Origin of the sequence: Brevundimonas albigilva (assembly GCF_023503965.1) — a bacterium.
Classification (GTDB): Bacteria; Pseudomonadota; Alphaproteobacteria; order Caulobacterales; family Caulobacteraceae; genus Brevundimonas; species Brevundimonas albigilva.
In genome coordinates this window covers 1,039,499-1,065,552 of the sequence record NZ_CP097298.1, presented here as the reverse complement: position 1 = coordinate 1,065,552, position 26,054 = coordinate 1,039,499, and the positions used below count along the sequence as shown (strand labels likewise).

The following is a 26,054-nucleotide window of genomic DNA, read 5'->3' as shown; positions in this document are numbered from 1 at the left end:
AGGGTGGTGGAGGGGGCGAAAACGGGCTGGATCTTGGCCGCCAGGAAATGAAAGCGACCTGGGCCGGCGTTCGTGCGGCGTCCGCCCCCTCCACCACTTCGTGGTCCCCCTCCCCGCAGGCGGGGGAGGAGCTTTGGTCATCCAAGGCTACGCCTCCCTGTGGGGCGCGGCCGATCTGAACGGCGACGTGGTGCAGGCGGGGGCGTTCGCCGACAGCCTGGCCAAGACCGGCGCCGAGGGGGTGCGCATGCTGCACGGCCACGACGGCCGGGCGGTGGTCGGGGTGTGGGACGCGATCGCCGAGGACGCGCGCGGCCTGTTCGTGCGGGGGCGGATCATGGACTGGTCGCCCGAGGCGCGGCTGGCCCAGGCGCTGAGCCGGGCCGGGGCGCTGGACGGCCTGTCGATCGGCTATCGCACCGCGCGGGCGCGGCGTCAGGGCCGGCTGCGGGTCCTGAGCGGGGTCGATCTGTGGGAGGTGTCGCTGGTGACCTTCCCCATGCTGCCGGGGGCGCGGTTCAGCCTGTCGAGGACGCCGGCCTGACGCAGGCGCTCGGTCAGGTCGCGGACGGCGGCGCGGCCCTTCTTGCCGTTGATGGCGCGCACCGCCCACAGGCCGACGAGGAAGACGAAGACCAGGGAGAAGCGAAAGGCGAAGACCAGGATCAGGCCGACGACGACGAGCAGCAGGTGAAGGCCGGTCGTGACCAGGGCGACCGGGCCGGTGGCCACGGGCGGCGGCGTCGGTTCGTCGGGCGACGGCAGGCCGAAGGTCTTGGCGTTGGACTCCGGCGTCGGCTCCAACTGGACCCGCTGGAGGGCCGAGAGCTTTCGGTCGGGAACCGGGGCGACGGAGCCGTCGGCCGGGCCGGGCGGGACGATGTCCGGGTGGTCGTGCAGGCGGTGAAGCGGGCTTTCGCGGCGGTGGGCGGCGGGCTCGTAGAGGACGGACTCGCCGGTTTCGTCGATCGTGAAGACCTCGTCGAAGGGCGTAGTCGCAAAGTCGATGGCGCGGGTGTCTTGGCCGTAGCTCTGGCCGTGCAGGGCGATCAGCCGGCCCTGGCGCAGCTCGACCTGGAAGCCGATGGGATCCTCAAGGTCGCCGACCATGACGTGGACCGTGCCGAAAAGGCCGGTGATCCGGCGCTGGGCCTCGGCGCGGGGCGGCGGGCGATGGCGGTCGACGATCAGTTCCGAATAGAGGCCGGCGCCGGTGTTGCGGCGTCGGCCCGGCAGGCTTTCCTCCACCTGGCCGGCCAGGTCGGGGACGACATCGCGCAACTCCCACGCCAGGGCGTCCAGGACGGCGCTTTCGAGACGGGTGAGGCGGGCGGCCATCAGACGATTTCAAGAGGACGGTTCACGTCCCGACACTAGCCGCAAGACGCGGTTCTTCAACCGGAGACATCATGAAAGAGACCAAACAGGCCCCGGCTTCGCCGGAGGCGCGCGACGCCGTGCGCGAGGTGATGGCGGCGTTCCAGGCGTTCAAGGGGGCGAACGACGCCCGGCTGGACGAGATCGAGAGGAAGGCGGCGGCCGACGTGCTGCTGGAGGAGAAGGTGGCGCGCATCGACCAGGCGGTCGCGGCGGCTCAGGCGCGGCTGGACCGGGCGATGAGCCAGAACCGGCGGCCCGTCATCGGCGGGGAGGCGGCCGAGCCGGCGTCGGCGCCGGAGGCGAAGGCGGCGTGGGACGGCTATCTGAAGACCGGCCAATCCGTCGGCCTGGAGACCAAGGCGGGGCTGAGCACCGGCGCGACCTCGGGCGGCTATGTCGTGCCGTATGAGACCGAGCGGGCCATCGAGCGCCGGCTGATGGCGGTGTCGCCGATGCGCGAGATCGCCACGGTGCGCACGGTGGCGGCCGGCGTGTTCAGGAAGCCGGTGTCGACGGCGGGCGTGGCCTCGGGCTGGGTGGCCGAGACGGCGGCGCGGCCCGAGACGGACCCGGCGACGCTGGCGCTGCTGGAGTTTCCGTCGGCCGATCTGTACGCCAGTCCGGCGGCGACGCAGGCGTTGCTGGACGACGCCCTGGTGGACCTGGACGAATGGCTGGCGGGCGAGGTCGAGGACGCCTTCGCCGCCCAGGAGACCCAGGCCTTCGTCACCGGCGACGGGACGAACAAGCCCAAGGGGTTCCTGAGCTATGCCGCCGTGGCGGACGCGGACCAGGCGTGGGGCCAGATCGGCTATGTGGCGTCGGGCGCGGCGGGCGGTTTCGCCGCGACCAATCCGACCGACCGGCTGATCGACCTGATCTATGCGCCCAAGGCCCAGTACCGGCCGAACGGGCGGTTCGTGATGAACCGGCGCACGGTCTCGACGGTGCGCAAGTTCAAGGACGCGGACGGGAACTACATCTGGCAGCCGGCGGCGCGGCTGGGCGAGAACGCCAGCCTGCTGGGCTATCCGATCACCGAGATCGAGACCATGCCGGACGTGGCGGCGAACAGCCTGTCGATCGCGTTCGGCGACTTCCAGCGCGGCTATCTGATCGTGGACCGGGCGGGGGTCAGGGTGCTGCGCGACCCGTTCACGGCCAAGCCCTATGTGCTGTTCTACACCACCAAGCGCGTCGGCGGCGGGGTGCAGAACTTCGACGCGATCAAGGTGATGAAGTTCGCCGCGACGTAGTCGCCGAGAGGCAAGGTGATGAAGCTCGCGGCGAGCTGAGGCGATCCTTCCCCGTGAAGCGCAGCGGAACGGGGAGGGGGACCGCGCGCAGCGTGGTGGAGGGGAAGCGGACTCGGTTTTGGCCGGCATATTCGTGACTCCGGTTTCCAAGCCGGTGCGGCGTCCGCCCCCTCCACCGCTTCGCGGTCCCCCTCCCCGCCTTGCGGGGGAGGATCTGATTTTTCTGAACATTGGAGGTTTGCATGGCGCAGCCGGTGACGGTGGCGGAGGCGAAGCTGTTCCTGCGGGTCGAGCATGAGGCCGAGGACGGGCTGATCCAGACGCTGGTCGAGGCGGCCCAGGCGCGGGTGGAGGGGGACGTGGGCTTGAGCCTGACGTCGACCTCGCCGGCGCCGCTCAGGCTGGCGGTGCTGATGCTGGCGCTCAGGGCCTATGAGCGGGGCGAGGCGGAAATGAGCGTCGCGCCGGTCGAGGGGTGGATCGCGCCCTATCGCGTGGTGCGGCTGTGACGGTTCTGGCGGGGCTGTACCGGGCGGTGGAGGCGCAGACGCCGTATGGCGGGCGGAGCGTGACGTTCGAGCCCGCGGGCTCGGCCTGGCTGAAATGCGGGGCGCGACGGCGCCAGGAGCGCGGGTCCGGCGACGAGCGCCATGCGGTGGAGACGATGACGGCGGAGGCGCGGGCCGATGCGCGGCTGGCGGTCGGGCGACGCCTGCGCCTCGGCGGGGCGGACTGGGCCATCGTGACGGTCGAGCCGACGCGGCCAGGGCGGGCGAAGCTGGGGCTGGAGCGGGTGCGATGACCGATCACGAGAGCGCGCTGCAGAAGGCCCTGGTCGCGGCGATGAAGGCCGATGCGGCGGTGGACGCCCTGCTGGGCGGGCGGGTGTGGGATCAGGCGCCGGAGGGGGCGGGGTTTCCGCATCTGCTGGTCGGACGGTGCGAGAGCCGGCCGCTGGACGCCGACGGCGGCGGGGTCGAGCAGGCGCTGACCCTGACGGCGGTGTCGCGCTTCGCCGGGACCGAGGAAGCCAAGGCGATCTCGGCGGCGGTGCGGGCGCGGCTGCATGAGGCGACGCTGGAGGCGGACGGGGTGCGGACGGTGTCGCTGCGGGTCGTCTGGTCGGACGTGGCCCGTTCGGGCGACGGACGGCGGACCTGGGCGGTGGTGCGGCTGAGGGCGGTGACTGAGGGCGTGGCGGCGTGACTTCTCCCTCCCTGGCCGGGGAGGGACGCCGATGCGGAGCATCGGCGGGGTGGGAAGGGCCGGCGGCCGAGGCGTATCGCCTTGCCGCCCCCACCCGGTCGCTGCGCGACCACCCTCCCCGGACGGGGAGGGAGAATTCGGGGATGGAGAAACAGACATGACGGCACAAGCCGGCAAGGACATGCTGCTGAAGATCGAGGGCGCGCCGGGCGTGTTCACGACGGTGGCGGGGCTGAGGGCGCGGACGATCTCGCTGAATGCGCGCACGGTCGATGCGACCGACGGCGACAGCGCCGGGCGGTGGCGCGAGCTGCTGGCGGGGGCGGGGGTGAAGTCGGCGGCGGTGTCGGGGCAGGGCATCTTTCGCGACGCGGCGTCGGATGCGCTGGTCAGGGAGGCCTTCTTCGAGCAGGCGGCCAAGACCTGGCGGCTGGTGGTGCCGGACTTCGGCGTGCTGGAGGGGCCGTTCCTGGTGGCGGCGCTGGAATACGCCGGCGACCACGGCGGCGAGGCGACCTTCGCCATCAGCCTGGCCAGCGCCGGGGCGGTGGCGTTCAGCGCGATTTGATCCTCCCCCGCGTCAGCGGGGAGGGGGACCATGCGCAGCATGGTGGAGGGGGCGGAAGCGAGCTGGGTGTGGAATGTGGAGACCGAGTCTGCGTCCGCCCCCTCCACCGCTTCGCGGTCCCCCTCCCCCGTTACGCTGCGCTTCACGGGGAGGATTTGAATGAATGGCGTCAGGGGCGAGGTCGTCGTCAGGCTGGCGGGGGCGAGCGGAGGCTGTGCCTGACGCTGGGCTCTCTGGCGGAGATCGAGACGGGGCTGGGGGTCGAGGGGCTGGGCGGCGTCGCCGAGCGGATGCGGGCGCTGTCGGGCAGGGATCTGATGGTGGTGCTGGCGGCGCTGTTGCGGGGCGGGGGCGAGGATGGTTCGGCGGCAGAGGCGGTCCAGCCGCGCGAAGCGGCGGAGGCCGTCGCGCGGGCGTTCGCCGCCGCCGCCGGATGACGCCCTGGGCCGAGATGTTGCGGACGGCGGCGGCGCTGGGGATCGCGCCCGAGGCGTTCTGGCGGCTGTCGCTGCGGGAATGGCGGATGCTGGTCCAGGCGCCGGCGGGCGCGGGACCTCTGGGGCGGACGGCGCTGGAGCGGATGATGGAGGAGTGGCCGGATGGCGGATGAGTTCGAGCCGGGCGGGCTGGACGGCGTGCCGCGTCAGGCGGCCGAGGCGGCGGCCGCCCTGGAGGCGCTGAAGGCGCCGGCGCGGGAGGCGGCCGACGCCATCGAGGACGCCTTCGGACGCGCGGGCGACAGCCTGACGCGGTCGCTGGCGCGGGCGGCGGCGGACGGGGAGGTGAGCCTGGGCGAGCTGGCGCGGGCGGTGCTGAACGCGGTCAATGCGGCGGCGGCCGGGTCGGGCGGTCTGGGCGCGGCGGTTCAGGCGGCGCTGGGCGCGTTCGGCGGGGCGCGGGCGGACGGCGGGCCGGTGTCGGCCGGCGGCGCCTATCTGGTCGGCGAGCGCGGTCCGGAGGTGTTCCGGCCGGCGACGGGCGGCGTGGTCGAGCCGGTCCCGGGCGGCGGGGTGACGGTGAACGTGACGGTGGACGGCGGGGCGCCGGCGCTGCTGCGGTCCGAGGCGCAGATCGCCCAGATGCTGGCGCGGGCCGTCAGCCTGGGCGCGCGGCGGATTTGAGCGATCCTCCCCCGTGAAGCGTAGCGTAACGGGGGAGGGGGACCGCGCGAAGCGTGGTGGAGGGGGCGAAACGGACTGGGTTTGGACGGTTGGCGTCGTGCGGCGTCCGCCCCCTCCACCGCTACGCGGTCCCCCTCCCCGCAACGCGGGGAGGATCTAGGTCAGAGGCCCTTCGGATTGGGGCCGAAGCGGTTGTCGCCGGGCTGGCTGTCGGTCAGGCCGACCCACAGCAGGAAGGCGACGCCGACCAAGAAGGACAGGGCGAAGACGCCGAAGGCCGGGCCCATGACGGCCAGGGCCGCGGCCGGATTGTCCTCGTAGTAGTCCGAGGTCATGCCCGTGGCCGCCATGCCGCCGAACATGATGACCATGCCGGCGATCAGCAGGGCGAAGCCGATCAGATAGGGGGCGACGACCAGCCAGCCGGTCCGGCCCATGTCGTGCAGGCGCTTCACCGCGATCGCCAGGTTCGGCCAGATCAGGGCGAGCGAGATCAGCCAGCCGAGGATCGGGATCCAGCCCAGCACGACGTTGGCGCCGAAGATGATCAGGAAGCCGATCCAAAAGTGCGAGCGGCGCAGGCGGCCCTCGAAGGAGAACATGGCCGACTGGAAGTCGAAGCCCGAGCCCGCGGCGAGCGGCGCGGCGCCGGCGACGCCGACCGTCGAGGGCGAGCCGGCCAGGATCAGGATCTGGGTCGCCTGGTCGCCGTCGGCCACGAAATCGACCCGCACGCCCGGCGCAGGCGTGGCCGGGGACTGCAGGGCGGCGGCGTCGAAGCCGTAGCGCACGCCGTCGTCGCCGCTGATGAGGCCGGTTCCGGCCGTGCTGTCGTAGCTGAGGACTTCTCCGCGCACGCGTCTCGCTCCTGGGTGAAGCGGCCCCTCCGGCCGCGCGCGGAGCATGGACGAGCACGGATTTTCGAACAAGCGAAACGAGGGAAAGGTTGGGGATGGCCTTCCATGAGGTGCGCCTGCCGGCGCGGCTGGCGTTCGGCTCGACCGGCGGGGTGGAGCGACGGACCGAGATCGCGACCCTGGCGTCGGGACACGAGCGGCGATCGACGCCCTGGGCGATGGGGCGCAGGCGCTATCTGATCGGGGCCAATCTGCGGTCGCTGGACGACATGGCCGAGCTGGTCGCCTTCTTCGAGGCGCGGCGGGGGCGGCTGCACGGGTTCCGGTTCAAGGATTTCGCCGACCACAGGTCGTGCGCGCCGGGCGCGACGCCCGGGCCGCTGGACCAGATGTTGGGCGTCGGGACGGGGGCGCGGCGGACGTTTTCGCTGGTCAAGCTGTACGGCGACGTGGCGCGGCCGATCGCCAAGCCGGTCGAAGGGACGGTGCGGGCGGCGGTGGCGGGGGTGGAACTGGCCCCCGACGCCTTCGCGGTGGAGACGACGACGGGGGTGGTGACGCTGGAGGCGGCGCCGGGGGCGGGCCAGGCGGTGACGGCGGGGTTCCACTTCGACACGCCGGTGCGGTTCGACAGCGACCGGATCGAGGCGACGCTGGAGACCTTCGAGGCCGGGCGGATGGCGGCGGTCCCGCTGATCGAGGTGAGGGTCTGAGGATGGCGGCGTGTCGCCTGGCCCGCCCCACCCGGTCGCTGCGCGACCACCCTCCCCGGCGCGGGGAGGGAGAGGATTGAGATGAGAGACATATCCGAGGAACTGGCCGCCCGCATCGAAAGCGGGGCGGCGACGCTGTGCCATGCGGGGCGCTGGCGCGGGCGGACGGGGTCGTGACGGGGTTCACAGACCATGACCGCGACCTGACGATGGACGGGCTGACGTGCCGGGCGGCCAGCGGCTGGACGGCGGGGGCCGAGGAGACCGCGGTCGGGCTGGCGGCGGGGTCGATGACGGCGGCCGGGGTGCTGGACGACGCGGTCCTGAGCGAGGCGGACATCGAGGCGGGCCTGTACGACCAGGCGTCGGTCGAACTGTGGCGGGTCGACTGGAGCCGGCCGGACCTGAGGGTGCGGCTGTGGGCCGGGCGGCTGGCGCGGATCAGCCGCGAGGACGGTCGGTTCACCGCCGAGCTGGAAGGGCCGCTGGCGCAGCTGGAGCGGGTCGTGGGGCGGACCTACGGGCGGATGTGCGACGCGCGCCTGGGCGACGGGCGGTGCGGGGCGGACCGAGCGCTGTTCCCGGGCGCGACCTGCGACAAGCGCTGGGAGACCTGCGTGGAGACGTTCGGAAACGGGCGAAATTTCCGGGGCTTTCCCGACGTGCCCGGCGACGACTTCCTGACGGCCTATCCGGCGAGCGGCGGGCGCAACGACGGGGGAGCCGGCGATGAGGGACGCGGACGAGGTTTCTCCCTCCCCCGCGGGGGAGGGTCGTCGCGGAGCGACGGGGTGGGGACGGCAAGGCAAAGCCTCACGATTGGGTCAGGTCCGAAAGGGCGGAGGTGTGTCGCCTGGCCCTCCCCACCCGGTCTCGCTGCGCTCGACCCTCCCCCGCAGGGGGAGGGAGAGGGCTGTGCGGTCGTCGCCGCCGCGCGGGGGTGGCTGGGGACGCCGTATCGGCATCAGGCCAGCGTGAAGGGGGCGGGGGCGGACTGCCTGGGCCTGGTGCGGGGGGTGTGGCGCGAGGTGGTGGGCGAGGAGCCTGAGCGCGCGCCCGCCTATGCCGCCGACTGGGCCGAGGTCGGGGGCGAGGAGACGCTGCTGGCGGCGGCGGGGCGGTGGCTGGAGGCGGTTCCGGTCGGAGAGATGCGGCGGGGGACGTGCTGCTGTTCCGCATGGCGGAGGGGGCGGCGGTCAAGCACTGCGCGATCCTGAGCGATCTGGAAGGGCCGGAGCCGCGGATGATCCACGCCTATTGGGGCCGGTCGGTGGTCGAGAGCTGGATGGGGCCGTGGTGGCGGCGGCGTCTGGCGGCGGTGTTTCGGTTTCCGGGGAGTAGCGAATGGCGCAGGTGGTTCTGGGCGGGCTGGGGGGACTGGTCGGCGGCGGGCTCGGGCGGATCGTCGGCGGGGCGCTGGGGCGGGTCGTCGACAACGGCCTGATCGGCGCGCTGGAGCCGGCGCGAGAGGGGCCGAGGCTGGAGGGGCTGAAGGTCCAGGGGACGGCCGAGGGGGCGCCGATGGCCTGCGTCTTCGGCCGGGCGCGCGTGACGGGGCAGATCGTCTGGGCCGCGCGGTTCCTGGAGCGGAGAAACGAGAGCGGCGGGGGCAAGGGCGGGCCCAGGTCGGTCGACTACGACTATTCGCTGAGCTTCGCCGTGGCCCTGTGCGAGGGGCCGATCGACGGGATCGGGCGGGTGTGGGCCGACGGCAAGCCGCTGGCCACGGCCGGGATCGCCATGCGGCTGTATCGCGGGACCGAGGACCAGACGCCCGATCCGCTGATCGAGGCGGTGGAGGGTGCGGGCGCCGCGCCGGCTTATCGCGGGACGGCCTATGTGGTGTTCGAGGACCTGCCGCTGGGGCCGTTCGGGAACCGGCCGCCGCAGCTGAGCTTTGAGGTGTTCCGCCGCGCGCCGGGCCTGACGCCGGGGCTGGAGGAGCTGATGGAGGGGGTCTGCCTGATCCCTGGCGCCGGCGAGTTCGTACTGGCGACCGAGCCGGTGACGCGACGCGAGGGGCTGACGCGCACGGCCAGCGAGAACGTGCACCATTCGGAGGGGCGGCCGGACCTGGCGGTGTCGCTGGACCAGCTGCTGGCCCAAGCGCCGAACCTGAAGCGGGTCAGCCTGGTGGTCGGCTGGTTCGGGACCAGCCTGCGCGCCGGAGAGTGCGAGGTCAGGCCCGGTGTGGAGCGGCGCGACAAGCCGACCGAGCCGCTGAGCTGGTCGGTGGCGGGGCTGGACCGAAGCAACGCGCATCTGATCAGCACGGTGGACGGCCGGCCGGCCTATGGCGGCACGCCGTCGGACGAGACGGTGCGCCAGGCGATCCGACTGCTGAAGTCGCGGGGGCTGGAGGTGACGCTGTATCCGTTCGTCTTCATGGACGCGCCCGGCTATCCGTGGCGGGGGCGGATCGCGGGTGACGACGGGGCCGAGGCGGCCGGGCAGATCGAGGCCCTGTTCGGGGCGGCCGACGGCTGGGGCCTGAGGCGGATGGCGCGCCACTATGCGACGCTGGCGGCCCAGACGGGGGCGCACGGCCTGCTGATCGGATCGGAGATGCGGGGCGTGACCTGGACGCGCGATCAGGACGGCGGGTTTCCGGCGGTGGCGCAGTTCAAGGCGCTGGCGGGCGAGTGCCGGGGGATCGTCGGGCCGGGGGTCAAGCTGTCCTATGCGGCGGATTGGTCGGAATATTTCGGGCGACAGGCGGGCGGTGAGGCGATCTTCCACCTGGACCCGCTGTGGGCCGATGCGAACATCGATTACGTCGGCATCGACTGGTATCCGCCGCTGAGCGACTGGCGCGAGGGCGCGGGCGGGCTGGACGGCGAGACCTGGGCCGGGAAGAACGACCCCGCCTATCTGGCGGCCGGCGTCGCGGGCGGCGAAGGCTTCGACTGGTTCTACGCCGACGCGGCGGACCGGGCGGCGCAGGTCCGGACCCCCATCCTCGACACGGCGCACGGCGAGCACTGGCTGTTCCGGCCCAAGGACCTGTTCGGCTGGTGGTCCAATCCGCATCACGACCGGCCGGGCGGGGTGCGGGCGGCGACGCCGACGGCCTGGGTTCCCCGGATGAAGCCGATCCGGCTGACGGAAGTCGGCTGCGCGGCGGTGGACCGGGGGCCGAACGCGCCCAACCTGTTCCAGGACCCCAAGAGCAGCGAGAACGCCCTGCCGCCGCACTCGGACGGCGGGCGCGACGACACGGCCCAGCGGCGGGCGCTGGAGGCGATCCTGGGACACTACGCCCGGGCGGAGAACAATCCGGAGTCGGGCCTTTACGACGGGCGGATGCTGGAGGCGGCGGACCTGTGGTGCTGGGACGCGCGGCCCTATCCGGCGTTTCCGGCGCTGGACGCGGTGTGGGCCGACGCCTCGGCCTGGAATGCGGGCCACTGGCTGAACGGGCGGCTGGTCGGGGCGGGGGCGGACCTGATCGCGGCGGTGCTGAGGCGCGGCGGGGTGGAGGACTTCACCGTGACCGGCGTGGAGGGGGCGGCGTCAGGCTATGTCATCGACCGGCCCATGCGGGCGCGCGAGGCGCTGGCGCCCCTGCTGACCGCCTTCGATGTGATCGCGGCCGAGCGGGACGGGCGGGTGGCCGTGGTCGGGCGCGAGGCGGCGGGCGCGGAGATCGCGCTGGAGGACCTGGCCCTGCCTGACGACGGGGCGTCGATGCGGGCCGAGCGGCGGCTGGAGCCCCGGGCGACGGCGGCGCGGGTGCGCTTCATCGACGAGACGGCGGACTATCAGACCGGGACGGCGACCGTGCGGACCGACGACGACGGCGAGGAGGGCGGGCGCGACCTGGACCTGCCCGTCGTCTGCGCGGGGGATCTGGCGCAGGCGGTCGCGACGCGGCTGCTGCAGGCGGAAGGCGAGGACGCGCTGGCGCTGGCGCTGGACCCGCTGGGGCGGATGCGGCTGGAGCCGGGGGACGTGGTGGCGGTGGAGGGCCGCGCGGGCGTCTGGCGGGTGGAGCGGATCGGCGCCGACGAGACGCCGACCGCGCGGCTGGTCCGGCTGGGGGACGGCGCGGCGCCGGGCGGAGCGCCGGGAGGCTGGACGCCGGGCGAGCCGCCGGCCGTGGCGGGCGCGCCGTTCGTGCGCCTGCTGGACCTGCCGCCCCTGGTCGGGTTCGAGGACGACGACCGGCCGCTGGCCGCCGTGGCGGTCGAGCCTTGGCGGCCGATGCGGCTGCACGCGGGGCCCTCCGTCACGGCGCTGACGGTGCGGGCGACCGTGGAGACGCCGGTCGCGGTCGGGCGCCTGGTCGAGCCGCTGGCGCCGGGCGTGGTCTATCGCTGGGACGAGGCCAACAGCCTGCGGGTCGCGGTGGAGGGCGCGGCGCCCGAAAGCGCGGCGGAGGCTGCGGTCCTGGCCGGGGCGAACCTGGTCGCGGTCGAGGCGGGGGAAGGCTGGGAGCTGATCCAGTTCCGGCAGGCGACGCTGGAGGGCGCGACGCTGGAGGGGGCGGGGCTGTGGCGGCTGTGCGGCCTGCTGCGGGGGCAGCAGGGCACGGAGGCCGAGCGGGCGGCCGGCGCGGCGCGGGGCGCGATCGTGGTGTTTCTGAACGCCGGCGTCGCGCGGGCGCGGTTCGGCCGCGAGGAGCGGGGCCTGCCGCTGGTCTGCCGCACGGGGCCGAGCGGCCAGCCGCCGGGCGAGGCCGGGTTCGCACAGACCCTGTTCATGCCGCGTGGACTGCATCACCGGCCGTGGCGGCCCGCCGGCCTGACGGCGCGCGACGACGGGGCCGGCGGGCAGAGCCTGGCCTGGACGGCGCGGGCGAGACGCTATGGCGACAGCTGGGAGGGCGAGGTCGGGGCGCCGGACGCCGCGCGCTGGCGCGTCGACATCCTGAAGGCGGGCGAGACGGCCCGGTCGTTCGAGACGATGCAGCCGCAGGCGGCCTATACGGCGGCGATGCGGGCCGAGGATTTCGCGGGCGGCGGCGGGGCGCGCGCGCGGGTGCGCCAATGGGGCGAGGGCTTCGGCTGGGGCCAGCCCGCCGAAATCGCGCTGGACTGACGATTATGCCGGCGCCCGCCCTTTGCGCCGGGCGGTGCATGGACTAACTGAACAGGCGGATTTTCATGGAGCGGAAGACGACGTGGCGAGCGATCCCTACAAGGAACTGGGCGTTTCGAGAGGGGCGAGCGCGGACGAGATCAAGAAGGCCTTCCGCAAGCTGGCCAAGGAACTGCATCCCGACAAGAACCCCGGCGACAAGATCACCGAGGAAAAGTTCAAGCGGGTGACGGCGGCGTTCGACATCCTGGGCGACGCCGAGAAGCGCAAGAAGTTCGACGCGGGCCAGATCGACGCCGAGGGCAACGAACAGTTCCGCGGCTTCGGCGGCGGGCGCGGCGGCAATCCGTTCGGGCAAGGCATGGGCGGCGGCATGGGCGGGGGACCCGGCGGCTTCAGCCACACCGGCGGGCCGGGCGGGCGCGCCAACTTCGAGGGCATCGACCTGGACGAACTGTTCGGGATGTTCGGCGGGGCGGGGCGTCAGCGCGGGGCGCGCGACTTCACCGCGCGCGGGCAGGACGTGAAGGCCACGCTGGAGATCAGCCTGGAGGACGCCATCGCGGGCGCGACGCGGCGCATCCAGTTCTCGGACGGGCGGACGCTGGACGTGACCATCCCCAAGGGCGCGTCCGACGGGCAGGTGATCCGTCTGCGCGGCCAGGGCGCGCCGGGGCGCGGGGCCGAGAATGGCGACGCCCTGATCGAGCTGAAGATCGAGGCGCACCCCGTCTATCGGCGCGAGGGCGCCGACCTGACGATGGACCTGCCGGTGTCGGTCCCCGATGCGGTTCTGGGCGGCAAGGTCCGGGTGCCGACGCCCGAGGGCGTGGTGCAGATGACCGTGCCCAAGGGCTCGAACTCGGGCCAGGTGCTGCGGCTGAAGGGACGCGGGGCGTTCGCGGGCGGCAAGCGCGGCGACCTGCTGGCCAAGCTGGTGGTCACACTGCCGGACGAGCAGGACGAGACGCTGAGGGCCTTCGCCGAGGACTGGCGGGCCAAGCGGCCCTATACGCCCGGACGCTGAACCCCATGACGATCCAGAAACCCGATGTCCGGCCCCAGCGGCCGTGGTTCTCGTCCGGGCCGACGGCGAAGCGGCCGGGGTACAGCCTGGCGGGCCTGCCGCATGGGTTGCTGGGGCGCGGCATCCGCGCGCCGGAAGTGGTGGAGCGGTTCGCGCACGGGCTGCGGCTGACGCGCGAGGTGCTGGAAGTGCCTGAGAGCCATGTGATGCTCTATACGCCGGGGTCCGACACGGGGGCGGTCGAGGCGGCCCTGTGGGGGATGCTGGGCGCGCGGCCGGCGCAGGTGGTCGCGTTCGAGAACTTCGGCCTGACCTGGCTGGCGGACGTGAAGGACCACCTGGGGCTGGAGCCCGAGGCCCTGACGGCGCCGTGGGGCGAGCTGCCGGACCTGTCGAAGGTCGACTGGTCCAGGGACGTGGTGTTTCCGTGGAACGGCACGACCTCGGGCGTGCGCGTGCCGGACGGGGACTGGATCGCGGACGACCGTCAGGGGCTGGCGATCTGCGACGCGACCTCGGCGGCCTTCGCCATGCCGCTGCCGTGGGATAAGCTGGATGTCGTGACCTTCAGCTTCCAGAAGGCGCTGGGCGGCGAGGCGGGGATCGGGGTGATGGCGCTGTCGCCGCGCGCGGTGGAGCGGCTGGACAGCTACCGGCCCGAGCGGGCGATCCCCAAGGTGCTGCGGATCACCGACGGCAAGGGCCGGTTCGACCGGTCGCTGGCGGACGGCGCAGCGATCAACACCTTCTCGATCCTGACCATCGAGGACTGGATCGACGCGCTGGAGTGGGCGCGGTCGGTTGGAGGCTTGGCGGAATTGATCCGGCGGACGGACGCCAACTCCGCGGCGCTGGCCGAATGGGTGGAGAGGACCGACTGGATCGACTTCCTGCCCGAGCGTCCGGAAATCCGGTCGACGACGTCGGTGTGCCTGAAGTTCGTCGATCCGCGCCTGACGGCGCTGGACGAGAAGGCGCAGAAGGCCTTCGTGACGCGGTTCAAGGCCCTGCTGGAAGGCGAGGGGGCGGTGTTCGACATGGAGCCGCACCGCAACGCCCCGCCGGGCCTGAGGCTGTGGTGCGGATGCACGGTCGAGACGTCGGACGTGGTCGCCGCGACGCCCTGGCTGGAATGGGCGTTCGAGACGGCGCTTCAATCCTCCCCCGAGTAGCGGAGCGGAACGGGGAGGGGGACCGCCCGAAGGGTGGTGGAGGGGGCGGAACCGGACCCGGTTTGACCGACAGGTCCGTGACACCCATTCCGACGCCCGTGCGGCGTCCGCCCCCTCCACCACTTCGTGGTCCCCCTCCCCGCCTTGCGGGGGAGGATCTTACGGAGACACCGGACGATTCCCCGGCTATAGGCTGCGCCCGCATTCAGCGGAGAGACGGCTTTGGCGAACGTGGCGGTGGTCGGCGCCCAGTGGGGCGACGAGGGCAAGGGCAAGATCGTGGACTGGCTGTCCAACCGCGCCGACATGGTCGTGCGGTTCCAGGGCGGGCACAATGCGGGCCATACGCTGGTCGTGGACGGCAAGGTCTATAAGCTGGCGCTGCTGCCCAGCGGCGTCGTGCAGGGCAAGCCGTCGATCATCGGCAACGGGGTGGTGGTCGATCCCTGGCATCTGGTCGGCGAGATCGAGAAGATCGAGGCCCAGGGCGTGACGATCAGCCCCGACATCCTGACCGTCGCCGACAACGCCTGCCTGATCCTGCCCATTCATCCGGCGCTGGACGTGGCGCGCGAGGCCGCAGCCAGCGCGCCGGGCGCCAAGATCGGCACGACCGGGCGCGGCATCGGCCCGGCCTATGAGGACAAGGTGGGCCGCCGCGCCATCCGCGTCTGCGACCTGGCCAATGAAGACGATCTGAAGGTCAAGATCGAGCGGCTGCGCTCGCACCACGATCCGCTGCGCGCGGGGCTGGCGCTGGAGCCGATCGATCCGGAGGCGCTGCTGGCGTCGCTGCTGGAGATCGCGCCGAAGATCCTGCCCTATGTGAAGCCGGGCTGGCGGGTGCTGGATGAGGCGCAGAAGGCGGGCAAGCGCGTGCTGTTCGAGGGGGCGCAGGGCGCCTTCCTGGACGTGGACCACGGCACCTATCCGTATGTGACCAGCTCCAACACCGTGGCCGGTCAGGCGGCGGCGGGGTCGGGCGTCGGGCCCAAGGGCGTCGGCTACGTTCTGGGGATCGTCAAGGCCTATACGACCCGCGTGGGCGAGGGGCCGTTCGCCTGCGAACTGAACGACGCGGTGGGCGAGCATCTGGCGACGGTGGGTCGCGAGGTGGGGGTCAACACCGGGCGGGCGCGGCGCTGCGGCTGGTTCGACGCGGTGCTGGTGCGCCAGTCGGTGGCGATCAACGGCATCGACGGGATCGCCTTGACGAAACTGGACGTGCTGGACGGGCTGGAGACGCTGAAGATCTGCGTCGGCTATCGGGTCAACGGCGAGGTGCTGGACTATCTGCCGTCCAGCTTGAAGGACCAGGCGGCGGCCGAGCCGGTGTTCGAGGAGCTGGAGGGCTGGAGCGAAAGCACCGCAAGCTCGCGCAGCTTCAAGGACATCAACGCCAACGCCATCAAATACGTGCGGCGGATCGAGGAGCTGATCGGAGCGCCGGTCGCCCTGCTGTCGACCAGCCCGGAGCGGGACGACACCATCCTGATGCGCGACCCCTTCCAGGGGTAAGGGGCGTTCAACCGGTCTTAACGGTGTTGCGGTTAAGGAGAATCCCCTAGCCAGGGAGCCACACCGTGTTCACCGCCGACTCCAAGACCCTGAGTCGTATCGCGCCCGTCGTCCGGCGGGTGGTCGTCGTCGATCCCAACGCTTCGGCCGCGCGCCTGATGACCGACATCATCAAGGGCTTCGGCGCGCGCGAGGTCTATGTCGAGGGCGACGAGGACCTGGCGATGGAACTGATCCGCGACGTGGAGCCCGGCGTCATCTTCACCGAATATTCGGGCCAGACGCTGAGCGGTGAAAGCCTGGCGCGCAAGGTGCGCCGCTCGCACATGACGTGCCGCACCGCGCCGATCATCATGGTCACGGCCGAGGCCACCGCCGCGACGATCCGGGGCGCGCGCGATGCGGGCGTGCACGAGTTCCTGAGAAAGCCCTTCACGACCGGCGACCTGTTCAAGCGGGTCGAGAACGTCGCCCTGAAGCCGCGCCCGTGGGTGGAGGCGGTCGGCTACGTCGGGCCGGACCGGCGCCGGTTCAACTCGGGCGAATACAGCGGGGCCAAGAAGCGGCGGGGCGACACCGACGGCGGCAGCGTGGTGGACGTGCGCGACCAGGCGACGCGCATCCTGGTTGCGGCTATGACCCAGTTCGACCAGGACCCGATGCAGGCCGTCAGGGCCGTTCGCCAACAGGCGGCGACGCTGAAAGGCCTGGCGGTTCGGACCGCCGACGCCAAGCTGGCCATCGCCGCCGCGGCGCTGGAGAGCTATCTGGCGTCCGGAACGCCCAGCAAGGCCGGACTGGCCCAGCCCGTCGGCGCGATCCTGTCGCTGAATCCAAGCACGCAGGCGCCGGCCCAGCAGGCCGGCTGACCCGCGCGCCGTCAGGCGTCGACCAGTTCCGTTCCTCGGCCGCCGCGCGCATGGCCTTCTGCAGCTTTTCGAAGGCGCGGACCTCGATCTGACGCACGCGCTCGCGGCTGACGCCGTACTGGCCGGCCAGTTCCTCCAGCGTGACGGGGTCGTCCTTGAGGCGGCGCTCGGTCAGGATGTGCTTCTCGCGGTCGGTCAGTTCTTCCATGGCTTCCTGGAGCAGGCCCATGCGGATGCCCTTTTCCTCGTCCTCGGCGAGCTGGGTTTCCTGCGAGACGGCCGTGTCGTCGGCCAGCCAGTCCTGCCATTCGCTTTCGCCGTCGGCGCGCAGCGGCGCGTTCAGCGAGGCGTCGCCGCCCAGGCGGCGGTTCATGTCGGTGACCTCCTGCTCCGACACGCCCAGCTTGGTGGCGATGGCCGACAGGTGTTCGGGATGCAGGTCGCCTTCCTCGAAGGCCGAGATCTGGCTCTTGGCCTTGCGCAGGTTGAAGAACAGCTTCTTCTGCGCCGCCGTGGTGCCCATCTTCACCAGCGACCAGGAGCGAAGGATGTATTCCTGGATCGAGGCGCGGATCCACCACATGGCGTAGGTGGCCAGGCGGAAGCCCTTGTCCGGATCGAATTTCTTGACGGCCTGCATCAGGCCGACGTTGCCCTCGGAGATCACCTCGCCGATCGGCAGGCCGTAGCCGCGATAACCCATGGCGATCTTGGCCACCAGGCGCAGGTGGGAGGTGACGAGACGGTGGGCGGCCTCGGGGTCCTGATGCTCGGACCAGCGCTTGGCGAGCATGAACTCCTCGTCCTTGGTCAGCATCGGAAACTTGCGGATTTCCGTCAGATAGCGCGACAGGCCCTGTTCGGGCGACATGATCGCGAGCGTGTTGTTGGCAGCCATATGGTCCCTCCGACCGTCTTGAACGAGCGGGCGCTTCGCCGTCGACCACGCGCGTGCATCGACGCCTCTCCCCTCAACCGGACAAGTGGCGATGGGTTGCCGCCTTTTTTAGGGGCGGTTTGTCACGAAAGCGTGACCGTTGCCCGGGCGCCACTCGCGCCGGTCGACGCTGAATATAGAACTTCGACTGTTGCCGTTCAAGGCGGGCGGAGGAACGGCGGGTTAAAGCCCCAGGATGCCGCGGTAGGTGGGATGGACCACGTCGGCCTGGTCGGGGTGTTTCTGGAACCAGGCGGAGAAGAAGGGGCAGACCGGCAGGATCAGCAGGTCGCGCGCGCGGGCGTCGTCCACGACGTGGCGGGCCAGGCGGCTGGCGATGCCGCGCCCTTCCAGTCGCTGGGGCACCAGGGTCTCGGTGATCATCAGATTGGGCGGCGACAGGTTGTAGGTGACGACGGCCAGGTCACCATCGACGGGCAGTTCGTACTGGTGGCGGTCGGGGTTGTCGCGGATTTCCGGGTCTGTCATCGACGGCTCCTCAAAGCTCGGACAGCAGCTGCTCCAGCCGGATCATATCAGGGGGCGGCGCGGTTTCGAAGCGCAGCGGCTGGCCCGTGACCGGGTGAACGAAGCCGAGCACGGCGGCGTGCAGGGCCTGGCGCGTCAGACCCGCCGCAACGATGGCCGCGCGGACCGGGGCGGCGGGGCTGCCCGAGCCATACGTGGCGTCGCCCAGGATGGGCGACCCCTTGGACGACAGATGGACGCGGATCTGGTGGGTGCGTCCGGTGTGCAGGGTGCAGGCGACGCGGGCGGCCAGGGGCGCGCCGCCGGCGCGTGCCGGCTGGCCGAACGTGGTCTGGACAAGGTAGTCGGTGATCGCCTCGCGGCCGCCGGTCCGCAGCACGGCCATCTTCTTGCGGTCGCCGGAAGAGCGGCCGATGCGGGTCTCGATCCGGCCCTTGGAGGGGACGGCGCGCCGCGCGTCAGGGCGATGTAGGTGCGCTCGATGTCGTGGGTCGCGAACAGGGCCGACAGGCCGGCGTGGGCGCGGTCGGTCTTGGCGGCGACCATGACGCCCGAGGTGTCCTTGTCCAACCGGTGAACGATGCCGGGACGGGCACGCCGCCGATGCCGGACAGCCCGGCGCCGCAGTGGGCCAGCAGGGCGTTGACCAGGGTGCCGGTCTCGGATCCCGGCGCCGGGTGGGCGGCCATGCCCGCGGGCTTGTCGATGACGATCAGGTCGGCGTCCTCGTAGAGGACCGTCAGAGGGATGGCTTCCGGCTGCGGATCGGCGGGCGCGACGGGCGGCAGGGCGACCGCGTAGAGGCCGGGCCGGGCCTTCGATGCGCCGCCGGTCAGGGGCAGGCCGTCGCGGCTGACGGCGCCGGCCGCGAGCAGGGCCTGGAGGCGGGCGCGCGACAGGGTCGGGAAGGCTTCGGCCAGGGCCTTGTCGAGGCGGACGCCGGGCGTGTCGATGCGGGCTTCAAGCACCTCGGCGGGCGCGTCGTCGTCGTCTTCGATGGGGTTCGCGTGGGACAAGGGGCCTCCGCCGGCCGGTCTATCACGACCGGCGGATGACGCCACCGTCTCAGGCGGCCTTGACGGTCGCGCCGCGGAAGGACGGGTCCAGGTCGCCCGAGGCGTAGCGCTGGGCCATCTGGGCGGTGGAGAGGGGGCGGATCCGGGAGGCCTGGCCCTCGCAGCCGAACTGCTGGTAGCGTTCCATGCAGAGCTTCTTCATCGCCTCCTTGGCGGGCTTCAGATAGGCGCGGGGATCGAACTCGCCGGGCTTCTCGGCCAGGACCTTGCGGATGGCGCCGGTGATGGCCATGCGGTTGTCGGTGTCGATGTTGACCTTGCGCACGCCATGCTTGATGCCGCGCTGGATCTCCTCGACCGGCACGCCCCAGGTCTGGGGCATCTGGCCGCCGTACTGGTTGATGATGTCCTGAAGGTCCTGCGGAACGGACGAGCTGCCGTGCATCACCAGGTGGGTGTTGGGCAGGCGGCGGTGGATGTCCTCGATCACGTTCATGGCCAGGATGTCGCCGTCCGGCTTCTTGGTGAACTTGTAGGCGCCGTGGCTGGTGCCCATGGCGATGGCCAGGGCGTCGACCTTGGTGGCGGCGACGAATTCGACCGCCTGGTCCGGGTCGGTCAGCAGCTGCGAGTGATCCAGCTTGCCCTCGAAGCCGTGGCCGTCCTCGGCCTCGCCCATGCCGGTCTCCAGGCTGCCCAGCACGCCCAGCTCTCCCTCGACCGAGACGCCGCAGGCATGGGCCATCTCGACCACGCGGCGGGTGACGTCGAGATTGTACTCATAGCTGGCGGGGGTCTTGGCGTCCTCCTCCAGCGAGCCGTCCATCATGACGCTGGTGAAGCCGTACTGGATGGCGGTGGCGCAGGTGGCCGGGCCGTTGCCGTGGTCCTGGTGCATGCACACCGGGATGTCCGGATACAGTTCGGCCAGGGCGTCGATCAGCTTGGCCAGGACGATGTCGTTGGCGTAGTTCCGCGCGCCTCGGCTCGCTTGAATGATCACGGGAGCATTGACCGCGTGGGCCGCCTCCATGATCGCCAGACCCTGCTCCATGTTGTTGATGTTGTAGGCCGGCAGGCCGTAGTCGTTCTCCGCCGCATGGTCGAGCAGCTGTCGCAGCGTGATGCGCGCCATTGGGTAATCTCCTGAGCCGAATAGTCTTTTTGGTTGGCCGAATCTTAGCGCCGACCACGCCCCAAGTCACGCCGTGTTACAGGCGAGTCGGGACGCAGTCCTTATAGACCGATGGAAAGGCTCGGGTTGCGCAGGGGAAGCGAAAATCCCCCGGCTGCGTCAGGCGCGCAACGCTTCCACGCCGGGCAGGGCCTTGCCCTCCATCCATTCCAGGAAGGCGCCGCCGGCGGTGGAGACGAAGGTCATGTCGTCGGCCACGCCGGCATGGTTCAGGGCCGCGACCGTGTCGCCGCCGCCCGCGACGGCGACCAGGGCGCCCGACCGGGCCAGGTCGGCGGCGGCGACGGCGGCCTTGACGGTAGCGGCGTCGAAGGGCGGGACCTCGAACACGCCCAGCGGGCCGTTCCAGATCAGGGTCTTGGACAGGGCCATGGCCTTGAGCAGTTTCTCGACCGTCAGCGGGCCGGCGTCGAGAATCTTTTCCTCGTCGCCGATTTCCTCGCGGGCCAGGACGGTGCGGGTCTCGGCGCCCGGCTTGACCTCGGTGGCGACGACCACGTCGATCGGCAGCAGGATTTCGCAGCCTTTCGCCTCGGCCTCGGCCAGGATGTCGCGGGCCGTGTCAGCCATGTCCTTTTCCGCCAGCGAACCGCCGATGTCGACGCCCTGGGCGTAGAGGAAGGTGTTGGCCATGCCGCCGCCGATGGCCAGGCGGTCCAGCTTGCCGACCAGGTTCTTCAAAAGGTCCAGCTTGGTCGAGACCTTGGAGCCGCCTACGATGCCCAGAACCGGCTTCTGCGGATTGCCCAGGGCGGCGTCCAGCGCCTCCAGTTCGCGGCGCATGGACTCGCCGGCGTAGGCGGGAATGTGATGGGCGACGCCTTCGGTGGAGGCGTGGGCGCGGTGGGCGGCCGAGAAGGCGTCGTTGACGTAGAGGTCGCCCAGGTCGGCCAGCTTCTCGGCGAAGACCGGGTCGTTGGCCTCTTCCGCGGCGTGGAAGCGCACGTTCTCCAGCAGCAGCACGCCGCCCGGATCCAGGTCGCGGATGGCCTCGACCGCCGGGCCGCCGATGCAGTCGTCGGCGAAGCGGACCGGCGCGCCCAGGACGTTCTCCAGCGGCTCGACCACCGGCTTCAGGCTCATGGACGGGACGCGCTGGCCCTTGGGGCGGTCGAAATGGGCCAGGAGGACCACCTTGGCGCCCGCGTCGCGCAGGCGCTGGATCGTCGGCACGGCGACCCGCAGCCGGGTGTCGTCGGTGACCTTTCCGTTCTCCATAGGGACGTTGAAGTCCACCCGGACCAGGGCCGTCTTGCCGGCGAGGTCCTTGGCGTCGTCGAGGGTGCGGAAGGTCATGGTTTTCTCCTTCCGCTCATCCCGGCGAAAGCCGGGACCCAGTCCTTGTCGCGGGCGCGCCGACTGGGATCATGAGCGGTGCGAAACGGTCGGGCTGGATCGCCCAAAGGACTGGGTCCCGGCTTTCGCCGGGATGAGCGGGAAACGAAGACCTTACAGGAACTTCGCCATCTGGAGCGCGGTGTCGCTCATGCGCGTCGCGAAGCCCCATTCGTTGTCGTACCAGCTGAGCACGCGGGCCAGCTTGCCATCGACGACCTGGGTCTGGGGCAGGGCGGCGGTGGACGAGGCGGCGATGTGGTTCAGGTCGTGCGACACCAGCGGGTCGGTGGTGGTGAACAGCACGCCCTTCATCGGGCCGTCGGCGGCGGCCTGGAGCGCTTCGTTGATTTCGGCGACCGTGACCTCGCGGCCGGCGACGACCTTCAGGTCCACGACCGACACGTTCGGGGTCGGGACGCGGATGGACGATCCGTCCAGCTTGCCCTTCAGTTCCGGCAGGACCAGGCCCAGGGCCTTGGCGGCGCCGGTCGAGGTCGGGATCATCGACAGGGCGGCGGCGCGGGCGCGGTACAGGTCCTTGTGCATCGTATCCAGCGTCGGCTGGTCGCCGGTGTAGGAGTGGATGGTGGTCATGTAGCCGCGCTCGATGCCGAACAGGTCGTTCAGCACCTTGGCGACGGGCGCCAGGGCGTTGGTGGTGCACGAGCCGTTCGACACAACGATGTCGTCGGCGGTCAGGGTCTCATGGTTGACCTTGAAGACGATGGTCTTGTCGGCGCCGTCGGCGGGGGCCGAGACCAGGACGCGCTTGGCGCCGGCCTTCAGGTGGGCGCTGGCCTTGTCCTTGGAGGTGAAGATGCCGGTGCATTCCAGGGCGATGTCCACCTTCAGCTCGGCGTGGGGCAGGTTGGCGGGATCGCGCTCGGCCGTGACCTTGATCTTGCCTGCGCCGACGTCGATCCAGTCCTCGCCCGAGGTCACCGTGCCGGGAAAGCGGCCGTGGACCGAATCGTAGCGGAACAGGTGGGCGTTGGTCTCGACCGGGCCCAGGTCGTTGATCGCCACCACCTCGATGTCCTTGCGGCCATGTTCGACGATGGAGCGGAGGACAAGGCGGCCGATGCGGCCGAAGCCGTTGATGGCGACGCGAACGGTCATGGACGGAGTTCCTCTGAGCGGTTTGTTGATTGGGCGTTTCAATGAGCCCGGGCGCGGCGCGTTTCAACCCCGACCCCCTAAAATCGCGCGTTCGACCGCCACGCCTTGTCGTCCCTGGGCAAGAAACACCCTTTCAAGCGGCCTCAAATCGCTGTCGCGCAAAATTCTTGCGATGGCGGGTTGCTTCGCATGATGCGCTATGGTTTCTTGCCTTTCGAACAAGGGAGCCAGCCCGTGGCCACGATGATGCGCGACATGAAGGGACGCACCGCTGAAGCGGTCGCCGTCGCGCGCGCGCCGATCGGCCTGGAAGCCCCGGTTTTCCTCATTACGCTCGTACTCCTTGGCCTGCTTACGCAAGCGGCGTGGATGCACGCGACCTGACCTAGACGCACTCAGGATCGCCTCGCACCACCCCGCTCCCGAAAGGAAGCGGGGTTTTTCGTGCTTGGCGGTTCGAACCGAACTGGACCGATGACGCAAGATTCTACCTCTCAGCCTCGTAAGCCGAACGCGCGCAGCGCGGCGGTCACGCACGGCCCGAACCGGGCCGCGGCGCGCTCCTATCTGCGGGCCGCCGGAATGCGCGACGAGGATTTCGAAAAGCCGATGATCGGCATCGTCAACACCTGGTCGACGGTGACGCCGTGCAACATGCACCTGGACCGTCTGGCCAAGGACGTGCGCGCCGGCATCGTGGCGGCGGGCGGCTATCCGGTCGACTTCAACACCATCGTCGTCACCGACGGCATCTCGATGGGCACCGAGGGCATGAAGGCCTCGCTGATCAGCCGCGAGGTCGTGGCCGACAGCATCGAACTGGCCATCGAAGGCCACCAGCTGGACGGCGTGGTCTGCATCGTCGGCTGCGACAAGACGATCCCGGCGGCGGCGATGGCGCTGGCGCGGATGGATATCCCCGGTCTGGTCTATTACGGCGGCACCATCATGCCCGGCGTGATCGGAACCAAGGAAGTCTCGGTCCAGGAGGTGTTCGAGGCGATCGGCGCCCATTCGGCCGGGACGCTGGACGATGCGGGGCTGAAGGCGGTCGAGAGCGCGGTCTGCCCCGGCGCCGGCGCCTGCGGCGGCCAGTTCACCGCCAACACCATGGCCATGGCCCTGTCGGTCATGGGGATTTCGCCGATGGGCGCCAATGACGTGCCCGCCGTCGACCCGGCCAAGGGGGCCGAGGGCGAACGGTGCGGGCGCATCATCGTCGAGCGCGTCTTCGCCGGCGACACGGCGCGAAAGTACATCACCAAGGCCAGCCTGAAGAACGCCGCCGTCGCCGTCTCGGCCTCGGGCGGATCGACCAATGCGGTCATGCACCTGACCGCCATCGCGGCCGAGGCCGGGATCGAGTTCGGCGTCGAGGACTGCCACCAGGCCTGCGTCGAGGCGCCGGTCATCTGCGACCTGAAGCCGGGCGGGCGGTTCCTGGCCTCGCACCTGTACGCCGCCGGCGGGACGCGGCTGGTGGCCCAGCGGCTGGCCCAGGGCGGCAAGATCGTCAACACGCCGACCGTCAGCGGCCGCAGCCTGTTCGTGGAGGCCGGAGAGGCCGAGGAAGCTCCGGGCCAGCAGGTCGTGACCGACTTCGAGGCGCCCGTCATGGCGCGCGGCTCCTTCGCCGTCATCTATGGCGACGTGGCGCCCGAAGGGGCGGTCATCAAGCTGACGGGCCACAAGGTCGACCGGTTCGAAGGCCCGGCCTGCGTCTTCGACAGCGAGGAAGACGCCTTCCACGCGGTCCAGGACGGATCGGTCGGCGAGGGCGACGTCATCATCATCCGCTACGAAGGGCCCAAGGGCGGTCCCGGCATGCGCGAGATGCTGCAGGTCACCGCCGCCCTGAAGGGCCGCAAGATCGAGAACGTCGCCCTGCTGACCGATGGCCGGTTCTCGGGCGCCAGCTATGGCTTCGTCGCCGGCCACGTCTCGCCGGAAGCCGCCGTCGGCGGTCCGATCGCCCTCATTCGCGATGGTGACCGCATCACCATCGACGTCACCAACCGCCGGATCGACACCAACATCGATCTGGCGACGCGCCGGGCGGGCTTTACGCCCCACGTAGTCCGTCCGGCGCGAGGTGTCTTCGCCAAATACCGCGCCTCGGTCGCCTCGGCCGCCCAGGGCGCCGTCACCATCCCCAACCCGCCGCCGGCTCAAGTTCCGGCGTCTCACAAGACAACCGCTGCTCAGGACGCCTGACCCATGGCCATCACCATCTACATCAACGACGATATCCGCCCCGGTGCCATCGCCGGCCAGCGCATCGCCATCATCGGCTATGGATCGCAGGGCCGCGCCCATGCGCAGAACCTGAAGGACAGCGGCCATGACGTGGTCGTCGGCGTTCGCCACGGCGGCACGGGCTGGAAACACGCCACCGCCGACGGGGTGCCGACTGCCGAGCCGGCCGAGGCGGTCAAGGGCGCCGATATCATCGCCATCCTGACGCCGGACATGATCCAGGGCGAAGTCTATCGGGACATCATCGAGCCCAACGCCAAGCCCGGCTCGGCCCTGCTGTTCGCCCACGGCTTCTCGATCATCTACGAGCGCATCACGCCGCGCGACGACATGGACGTGATCCTGGTCGCGCCCAAGGGACCGGGCGACCTGGTCCGTCGCGAGTTCCAGCGCGGTCGCGGCGTCCCCAGCCTGTTCGCCATCGAGAAGGACGCGACCGGCAAGGCGCGCGACCGGGCCATGGGCTACGCCAAGGGCAACGGCGGCGCGACGGGCGGCCTGCTGGAGACCACCTTCCGCGAAGAGACCGAGACGGACCTGTTCGGCGAACAGGCCGTCCTGTGCGGCGGCGCCAAGGAGCTGGTGATGCAGGGCTTCAACACCCTGGTCGAGGCCGGTTACCAGCCCGAGATCGCCTATTTCGAATGCCTGCACGAGCTGAAGCTGATCGTGGACCTGTTCTACGAGGGCGGCATCTCGAAGATGCACCACTTCATCTCGGAAACGGCCAAGTACGGCGCCGTGGCCAGCGGCCCGCGCGTCGTCAACGACGAGACCAAGGCGCGGATGAAGACCATCCTGGACGAGATCCAGAGCGGGGCCTTCGCACGCAACTGGATCGCCGAGAACGACGCCGGCAAGCCGCAGTACGAAGCCTGGCTGAAGGCGGACCGCGAGAGCCAGATCGAACAGGTCGGCGCGCGCCTGCGCGAGCGCATGGCCTGGCTGAACACGCCCAAGTCCGAGGCCGCCTGAAC

Annotated in this window: 26 protein-coding genes and 2 pseudogenes; 20 read left to right on the top strand and 8 right to left on the bottom strand. The window is 71.0% G+C overall.

Annotation, left to right across the window (positions count from 1 at the left end; translation table 11 throughout):
- The first annotated feature begins 133 nt into the window (after positions 1–133).
- On the top strand, positions 134–544 hold the full coding sequence (locus tag MU852_RS05565; RefSeq protein ID WP_249751359.1) for an HK97 family phage prohead protease: 411 nt from the start codon (positions 134–136) through the stop codon (positions 542–544).
- On the opposite strand, the gene MU852_RS05560 is transcribed toward MU852_RS05565, so the two are convergent.
- Entirely contained in the window at positions 436–1,338 is a 903-nt protein-coding gene (locus tag MU852_RS05560; protein ID WP_249751358.1) for a hypothetical protein, read from the bottom strand. The two genes, MU852_RS05565 and MU852_RS05560, sit on opposite strands and share 109 nt — an antisense overlap.
- Positions 1,339–1,409: 71 nt before the next feature.
- Between MU852_RS05560 and MU852_RS05555 the strand changes: the two genes are divergently transcribed.
- The 8 genes from MU852_RS05555 (at position 1,410) to MU852_RS05520 (ending at position 5,531) form a co-directional block, all read left to right on the top strand.
- Positions 1,410–2,636, top strand: coding sequence for a phage major capsid protein (locus MU852_RS05555; RefSeq protein WP_249751357.1), 1,227 nt, complete (start codon positions 1,410–1,412; stop codon positions 2,634–2,636).
- A gap of 242 nt (positions 2,637–2,878) precedes the next feature.
- Entirely contained in the window at positions 2,879–3,145 is a 267-nt protein-coding gene (locus tag MU852_RS05550) for a head-tail connector protein (protein ID WP_249751356.1), read from the top strand.
- On the top strand, positions 3,142–3,438 hold the full coding sequence (locus MU852_RS05545) for a phage head-tail adapter protein (RefSeq protein ID WP_249751355.1): 297 nt from the start codon (positions 3,142–3,144) through the stop codon (positions 3,436–3,438). Before MU852_RS05550 ends, MU852_RS05545 begins: the two co-directional genes overlap by 4 nt.
- Positions 3,435–3,842, top strand: a complete 408-nt coding sequence (locus tag MU852_RS05540; protein WP_249751354.1) for a DUF3168 domain-containing protein — start codon at positions 3,435–3,437, stop codon at positions 3,840–3,842. Before MU852_RS05545 ends, MU852_RS05540 begins: the two co-directional genes overlap by 4 nt.
- A 157-nt stretch (positions 3,843–3,999) precedes the next feature.
- On the top strand, positions 4,000–4,410 hold the full coding sequence (locus tag MU852_RS05535; protein ID WP_249751353.1) for a phage major tail protein, TP901-1 family: 411 nt from the start codon (positions 4,000–4,002) through the stop codon (positions 4,408–4,410).
- 155 nt (positions 4,411–4,565) lie between these two features.
- Positions 4,566–4,847, top strand: a complete 282-nt coding sequence (locus MU852_RS05530) for a GTA-gp10 family protein (RefSeq protein WP_347342349.1) — start codon at positions 4,566–4,568, stop codon at positions 4,845–4,847.
- Entirely contained in the window at positions 4,844–5,020 is a 177-nt protein-coding gene (locus tag MU852_RS05525; RefSeq protein WP_249751352.1) for a phage tail assembly chaperone, read from the top strand. The genes MU852_RS05530 and MU852_RS05525 overlap by 4 nt, the downstream gene beginning before the upstream one ends.
- Entirely contained in the window at positions 5,010–5,531 is a 522-nt protein-coding gene (locus MU852_RS05520) for a phage tail tape measure protein (protein ID WP_249751351.1), read from the top strand. The genes MU852_RS05525 and MU852_RS05520 overlap by 11 nt, the downstream gene beginning before the upstream one ends.
- Positions 5,532–5,692: 161 nt before the next feature.
- Here MU852_RS05520 and MU852_RS05515 read toward each other — a convergent pair whose 3' ends face one another.
- Positions 5,693–6,388, bottom strand: coding sequence for a DUF805 domain-containing protein (locus MU852_RS05515; RefSeq protein WP_249751350.1), 696 nt, complete (start codon positions 6,386–6,388; stop codon positions 5,693–5,695).
- A 95-nt stretch (positions 6,389–6,483) separates the two neighbouring features.
- On the opposite strand from MU852_RS05515, the gene MU852_RS05510 reads away from it, so the two are divergent.
- From MU852_RS05510 to MU852_RS05470, 8 genes are all read left to right on the top strand, one after another.
- On the top strand, positions 6,484–7,101 hold the full coding sequence (locus MU852_RS05510) for a DUF2460 domain-containing protein (RefSeq protein ID WP_249751349.1): 618 nt from the start codon (positions 6,484–6,486) through the stop codon (positions 7,099–7,101).
- Positions 7,102–7,274: 173 nt separating this feature from the next.
- Positions 7,275–8,318, top strand: a complete 1,044-nt coding sequence (locus tag MU852_RS17760; protein WP_347342348.1) for a baseplate hub domain-containing protein — start codon at positions 7,275–7,277, stop codon at positions 8,316–8,318.
- Positions 8,264–8,545, top strand: coding sequence for a C40 family peptidase (locus MU852_RS05495; RefSeq protein WP_249751348.1), 282 nt, complete (start codon positions 8,264–8,266; stop codon positions 8,543–8,545). Before MU852_RS17760 ends, MU852_RS05495 begins: the two co-directional genes overlap by 55 nt.
- Positions 8,446–12,141 (top strand): baseplate multidomain protein megatron, encoded by a 3,696-nt coding sequence (locus MU852_RS05490; protein ID WP_249751347.1) that lies wholly within the window; start codon positions 8,446–8,448, stop codon positions 12,139–12,141. The genes MU852_RS05495 and MU852_RS05490 overlap by 100 nt, the downstream gene beginning before the upstream one ends.
- 82 nt (positions 12,142–12,223) lie before the next feature.
- Positions 12,224–13,168 (top strand): DnaJ C-terminal domain-containing protein, encoded by a 945-nt coding sequence (locus MU852_RS05485; protein ID WP_249751346.1) that lies wholly within the window; start codon positions 12,224–12,226, stop codon positions 13,166–13,168.
- A 5-nt stretch (positions 13,169–13,173) separates the two neighbouring features.
- On the top strand, positions 13,174–14,340 hold the full coding sequence (locus MU852_RS05480; protein WP_249751345.1) for a phosphoserine transaminase: 1,167 nt from the start codon (positions 13,174–13,176) through the stop codon (positions 14,338–14,340).
- 222 nt (positions 14,341–14,562) lie between these two features.
- A complete protein-coding gene (locus MU852_RS05475; protein ID WP_249751344.1) occupies positions 14,563–15,858 on the top strand; it encodes an adenylosuccinate synthase in 1,296 nt (431 codons plus the stop codon).
- A 65-nt stretch (positions 15,859–15,923) separates the two neighbouring features.
- Positions 15,924–16,727 carry a response regulator gene (locus MU852_RS05470; RefSeq protein WP_249751343.1) on the top strand — a complete coding sequence of 268 codons (804 nt, stop codon included), beginning with the start codon at positions 15,924–15,926 and terminating at the stop codon, positions 16,725–16,727.
- A gap of 25 nt (positions 16,728–16,752) precedes the next feature.
- Here the strand turns inward: MU852_RS05470 and rpoH are convergent.
- The 6 genes and pseudogenes from rpoH to gap all read right to left on the bottom strand — a co-directional run.
- Positions 16,753–17,625, bottom strand: a pseudogene (rpoH, locus tag MU852_RS05465) (RNA polymerase sigma factor RpoH); the annotation flags it as partial.
- A 222-nt stretch (positions 17,626–17,847) separates the two neighbouring features.
- Positions 17,848–18,153, bottom strand: coding sequence for a GNAT family N-acetyltransferase (locus MU852_RS05460; RefSeq protein ID WP_249751342.1), 306 nt, complete (start codon positions 18,151–18,153; stop codon positions 17,848–17,850).
- A 10-nt stretch (positions 18,154–18,163) separates the two neighbouring features.
- A pseudogene (locus tag MU852_RS05455) lies at positions 18,164–19,151 on the bottom strand (RluA family pseudouridine synthase).
- Positions 19,152–19,218: 67 nt separating this feature from the next.
- Positions 19,219–20,304, bottom strand: coding sequence for a class II fructose-bisphosphate aldolase (gene fba / locus MU852_RS05450; RefSeq protein ID WP_249751341.1), 1,086 nt, complete (start codon positions 20,302–20,304; stop codon positions 19,219–19,221).
- 159 nt (positions 20,305–20,463) lie between these two features.
- Positions 20,464–21,660: a phosphoglycerate kinase gene (locus MU852_RS05445; protein WP_249751340.1), complete on the bottom strand. Its 1,197-nt coding sequence runs from the start codon at positions 21,658–21,660 to the stop codon at positions 20,464–20,466.
- Positions 21,661–21,813: 153 nt separating this feature from the next.
- Positions 21,814–22,821, bottom strand: coding sequence for a type I glyceraldehyde-3-phosphate dehydrogenase (gap, locus tag MU852_RS05440; RefSeq protein ID WP_249751339.1), 1,008 nt, complete (start codon positions 22,819–22,821; stop codon positions 21,814–21,816).
- A 234-nt stretch (positions 22,822–23,055) separates the two neighbouring features.
- On the opposite strand from gap, the gene MU852_RS05435 reads away from it, so the two are divergent.
- The 3 genes from MU852_RS05435 (at position 23,056) to ilvC (ending at position 26,052) form a co-directional block, all read left to right on the top strand.
- Positions 23,056–23,205 carry a hypothetical protein gene (locus MU852_RS05435; protein WP_249751338.1) on the top strand — a complete coding sequence of 50 codons (150 nt, stop codon included), beginning with the start codon at positions 23,056–23,058 and terminating at the stop codon, positions 23,203–23,205.
- Between the two features lie 90 nt (positions 23,206–23,295).
- A complete protein-coding gene (gene ilvD, locus MU852_RS05430) occupies positions 23,296–25,035 on the top strand; it encodes a dihydroxy-acid dehydratase (protein WP_249751337.1) in 1,740 nt (579 codons plus the stop codon).
- 3 nt (positions 25,036–25,038) lie between these two features.
- Positions 25,039–26,052, top strand: a complete 1,014-nt coding sequence (ilvC, locus tag MU852_RS05425; protein ID WP_249751336.1) for a ketol-acid reductoisomerase — start codon at positions 25,039–25,041, stop codon at positions 26,050–26,052.
- Positions 26,053–26,054: the final 2 nt, after the last annotated feature.

Coding starts and splice junctions, on each gene's coding strand:
- fba (WP_249751341.1), bottom strand. CDS start 20,304: ATGGCGCGCATCACGCTGCGACAGCTGCTCGACCATGCGGCGGAGAAC.
- MU852_RS05560 (WP_249751358.1), bottom strand. CDS start 1,338: ATGGCCGCCCGCCTCACCCGTCTCGAAAGCGCCGTCCTGGACGCCCTG.
- MU852_RS05540 (WP_249751354.1), top strand. CDS start 3,435: ATGACCGATCACGAGAGCGCGCTGCAGAAGGCCCTGGTCGCGGCGATG.
- ilvD (WP_249751337.1), top strand. CDS start 23,296: ATGACGCAAGATTCTACCTCTCAGCCTCGTAAGCCGAACGCGCGCAGC.
- MU852_RS05520 (WP_249751351.1), top strand. CDS start 5,010: ATGGCGGATGAGTTCGAGCCGGGCGGGCTGGACGGCGTGCCGCGTCAG.
- MU852_RS05510 (WP_249751349.1), top strand. CDS start 6,484: ATGGCCTTCCATGAGGTGCGCCTGCCGGCGCGGCTGGCGTTCGGCTCG.
- MU852_RS05460 (WP_249751342.1), bottom strand. CDS start 18,153: ATGACAGACCCGGAAATCCGCGACAACCCCGACCGCCACCAGTACGAA.
- MU852_RS05490 (WP_249751347.1), top strand. CDS start 8,446: ATGGCGCAGGTGGTTCTGGGCGGGCTGGGGGGACTGGTCGGCGGCGGG.
- gap (WP_249751339.1), bottom strand. CDS start 22,821: ATGACCGTTCGCGTCGCCATCAACGGCTTCGGCCGCATCGGCCGCCTT.
- MU852_RS05550 (WP_249751356.1), top strand. CDS start 2,879: ATGGCGCAGCCGGTGACGGTGGCGGAGGCGAAGCTGTTCCTGCGGGTC.
- MU852_RS05525 (WP_249751352.1), top strand. CDS start 4,844: ATGACGCCCTGGGCCGAGATGTTGCGGACGGCGGCGGCGCTGGGGATC.
- MU852_RS05445 (WP_249751340.1), bottom strand. CDS start 21,660: ATGACCTTCCGCACCCTCGACGACGCCAAGGACCTCGCCGGCAAGACG.
- MU852_RS05555 (WP_249751357.1), top strand. CDS start 1,410: ATGAAAGAGACCAAACAGGCCCCGGCTTCGCCGGAGGCGCGCGACGCC.
- MU852_RS05535 (WP_249751353.1), top strand. CDS start 4,000: ATGACGGCACAAGCCGGCAAGGACATGCTGCTGAAGATCGAGGGCGCG.
- ilvC (WP_249751336.1), top strand. CDS start 25,039: ATGGCCATCACCATCTACATCAACGACGATATCCGCCCCGGTGCCATC.
- MU852_RS05480 (WP_249751345.1), top strand. CDS start 13,174: ATGACGATCCAGAAACCCGATGTCCGGCCCCAGCGGCCGTGGTTCTCG.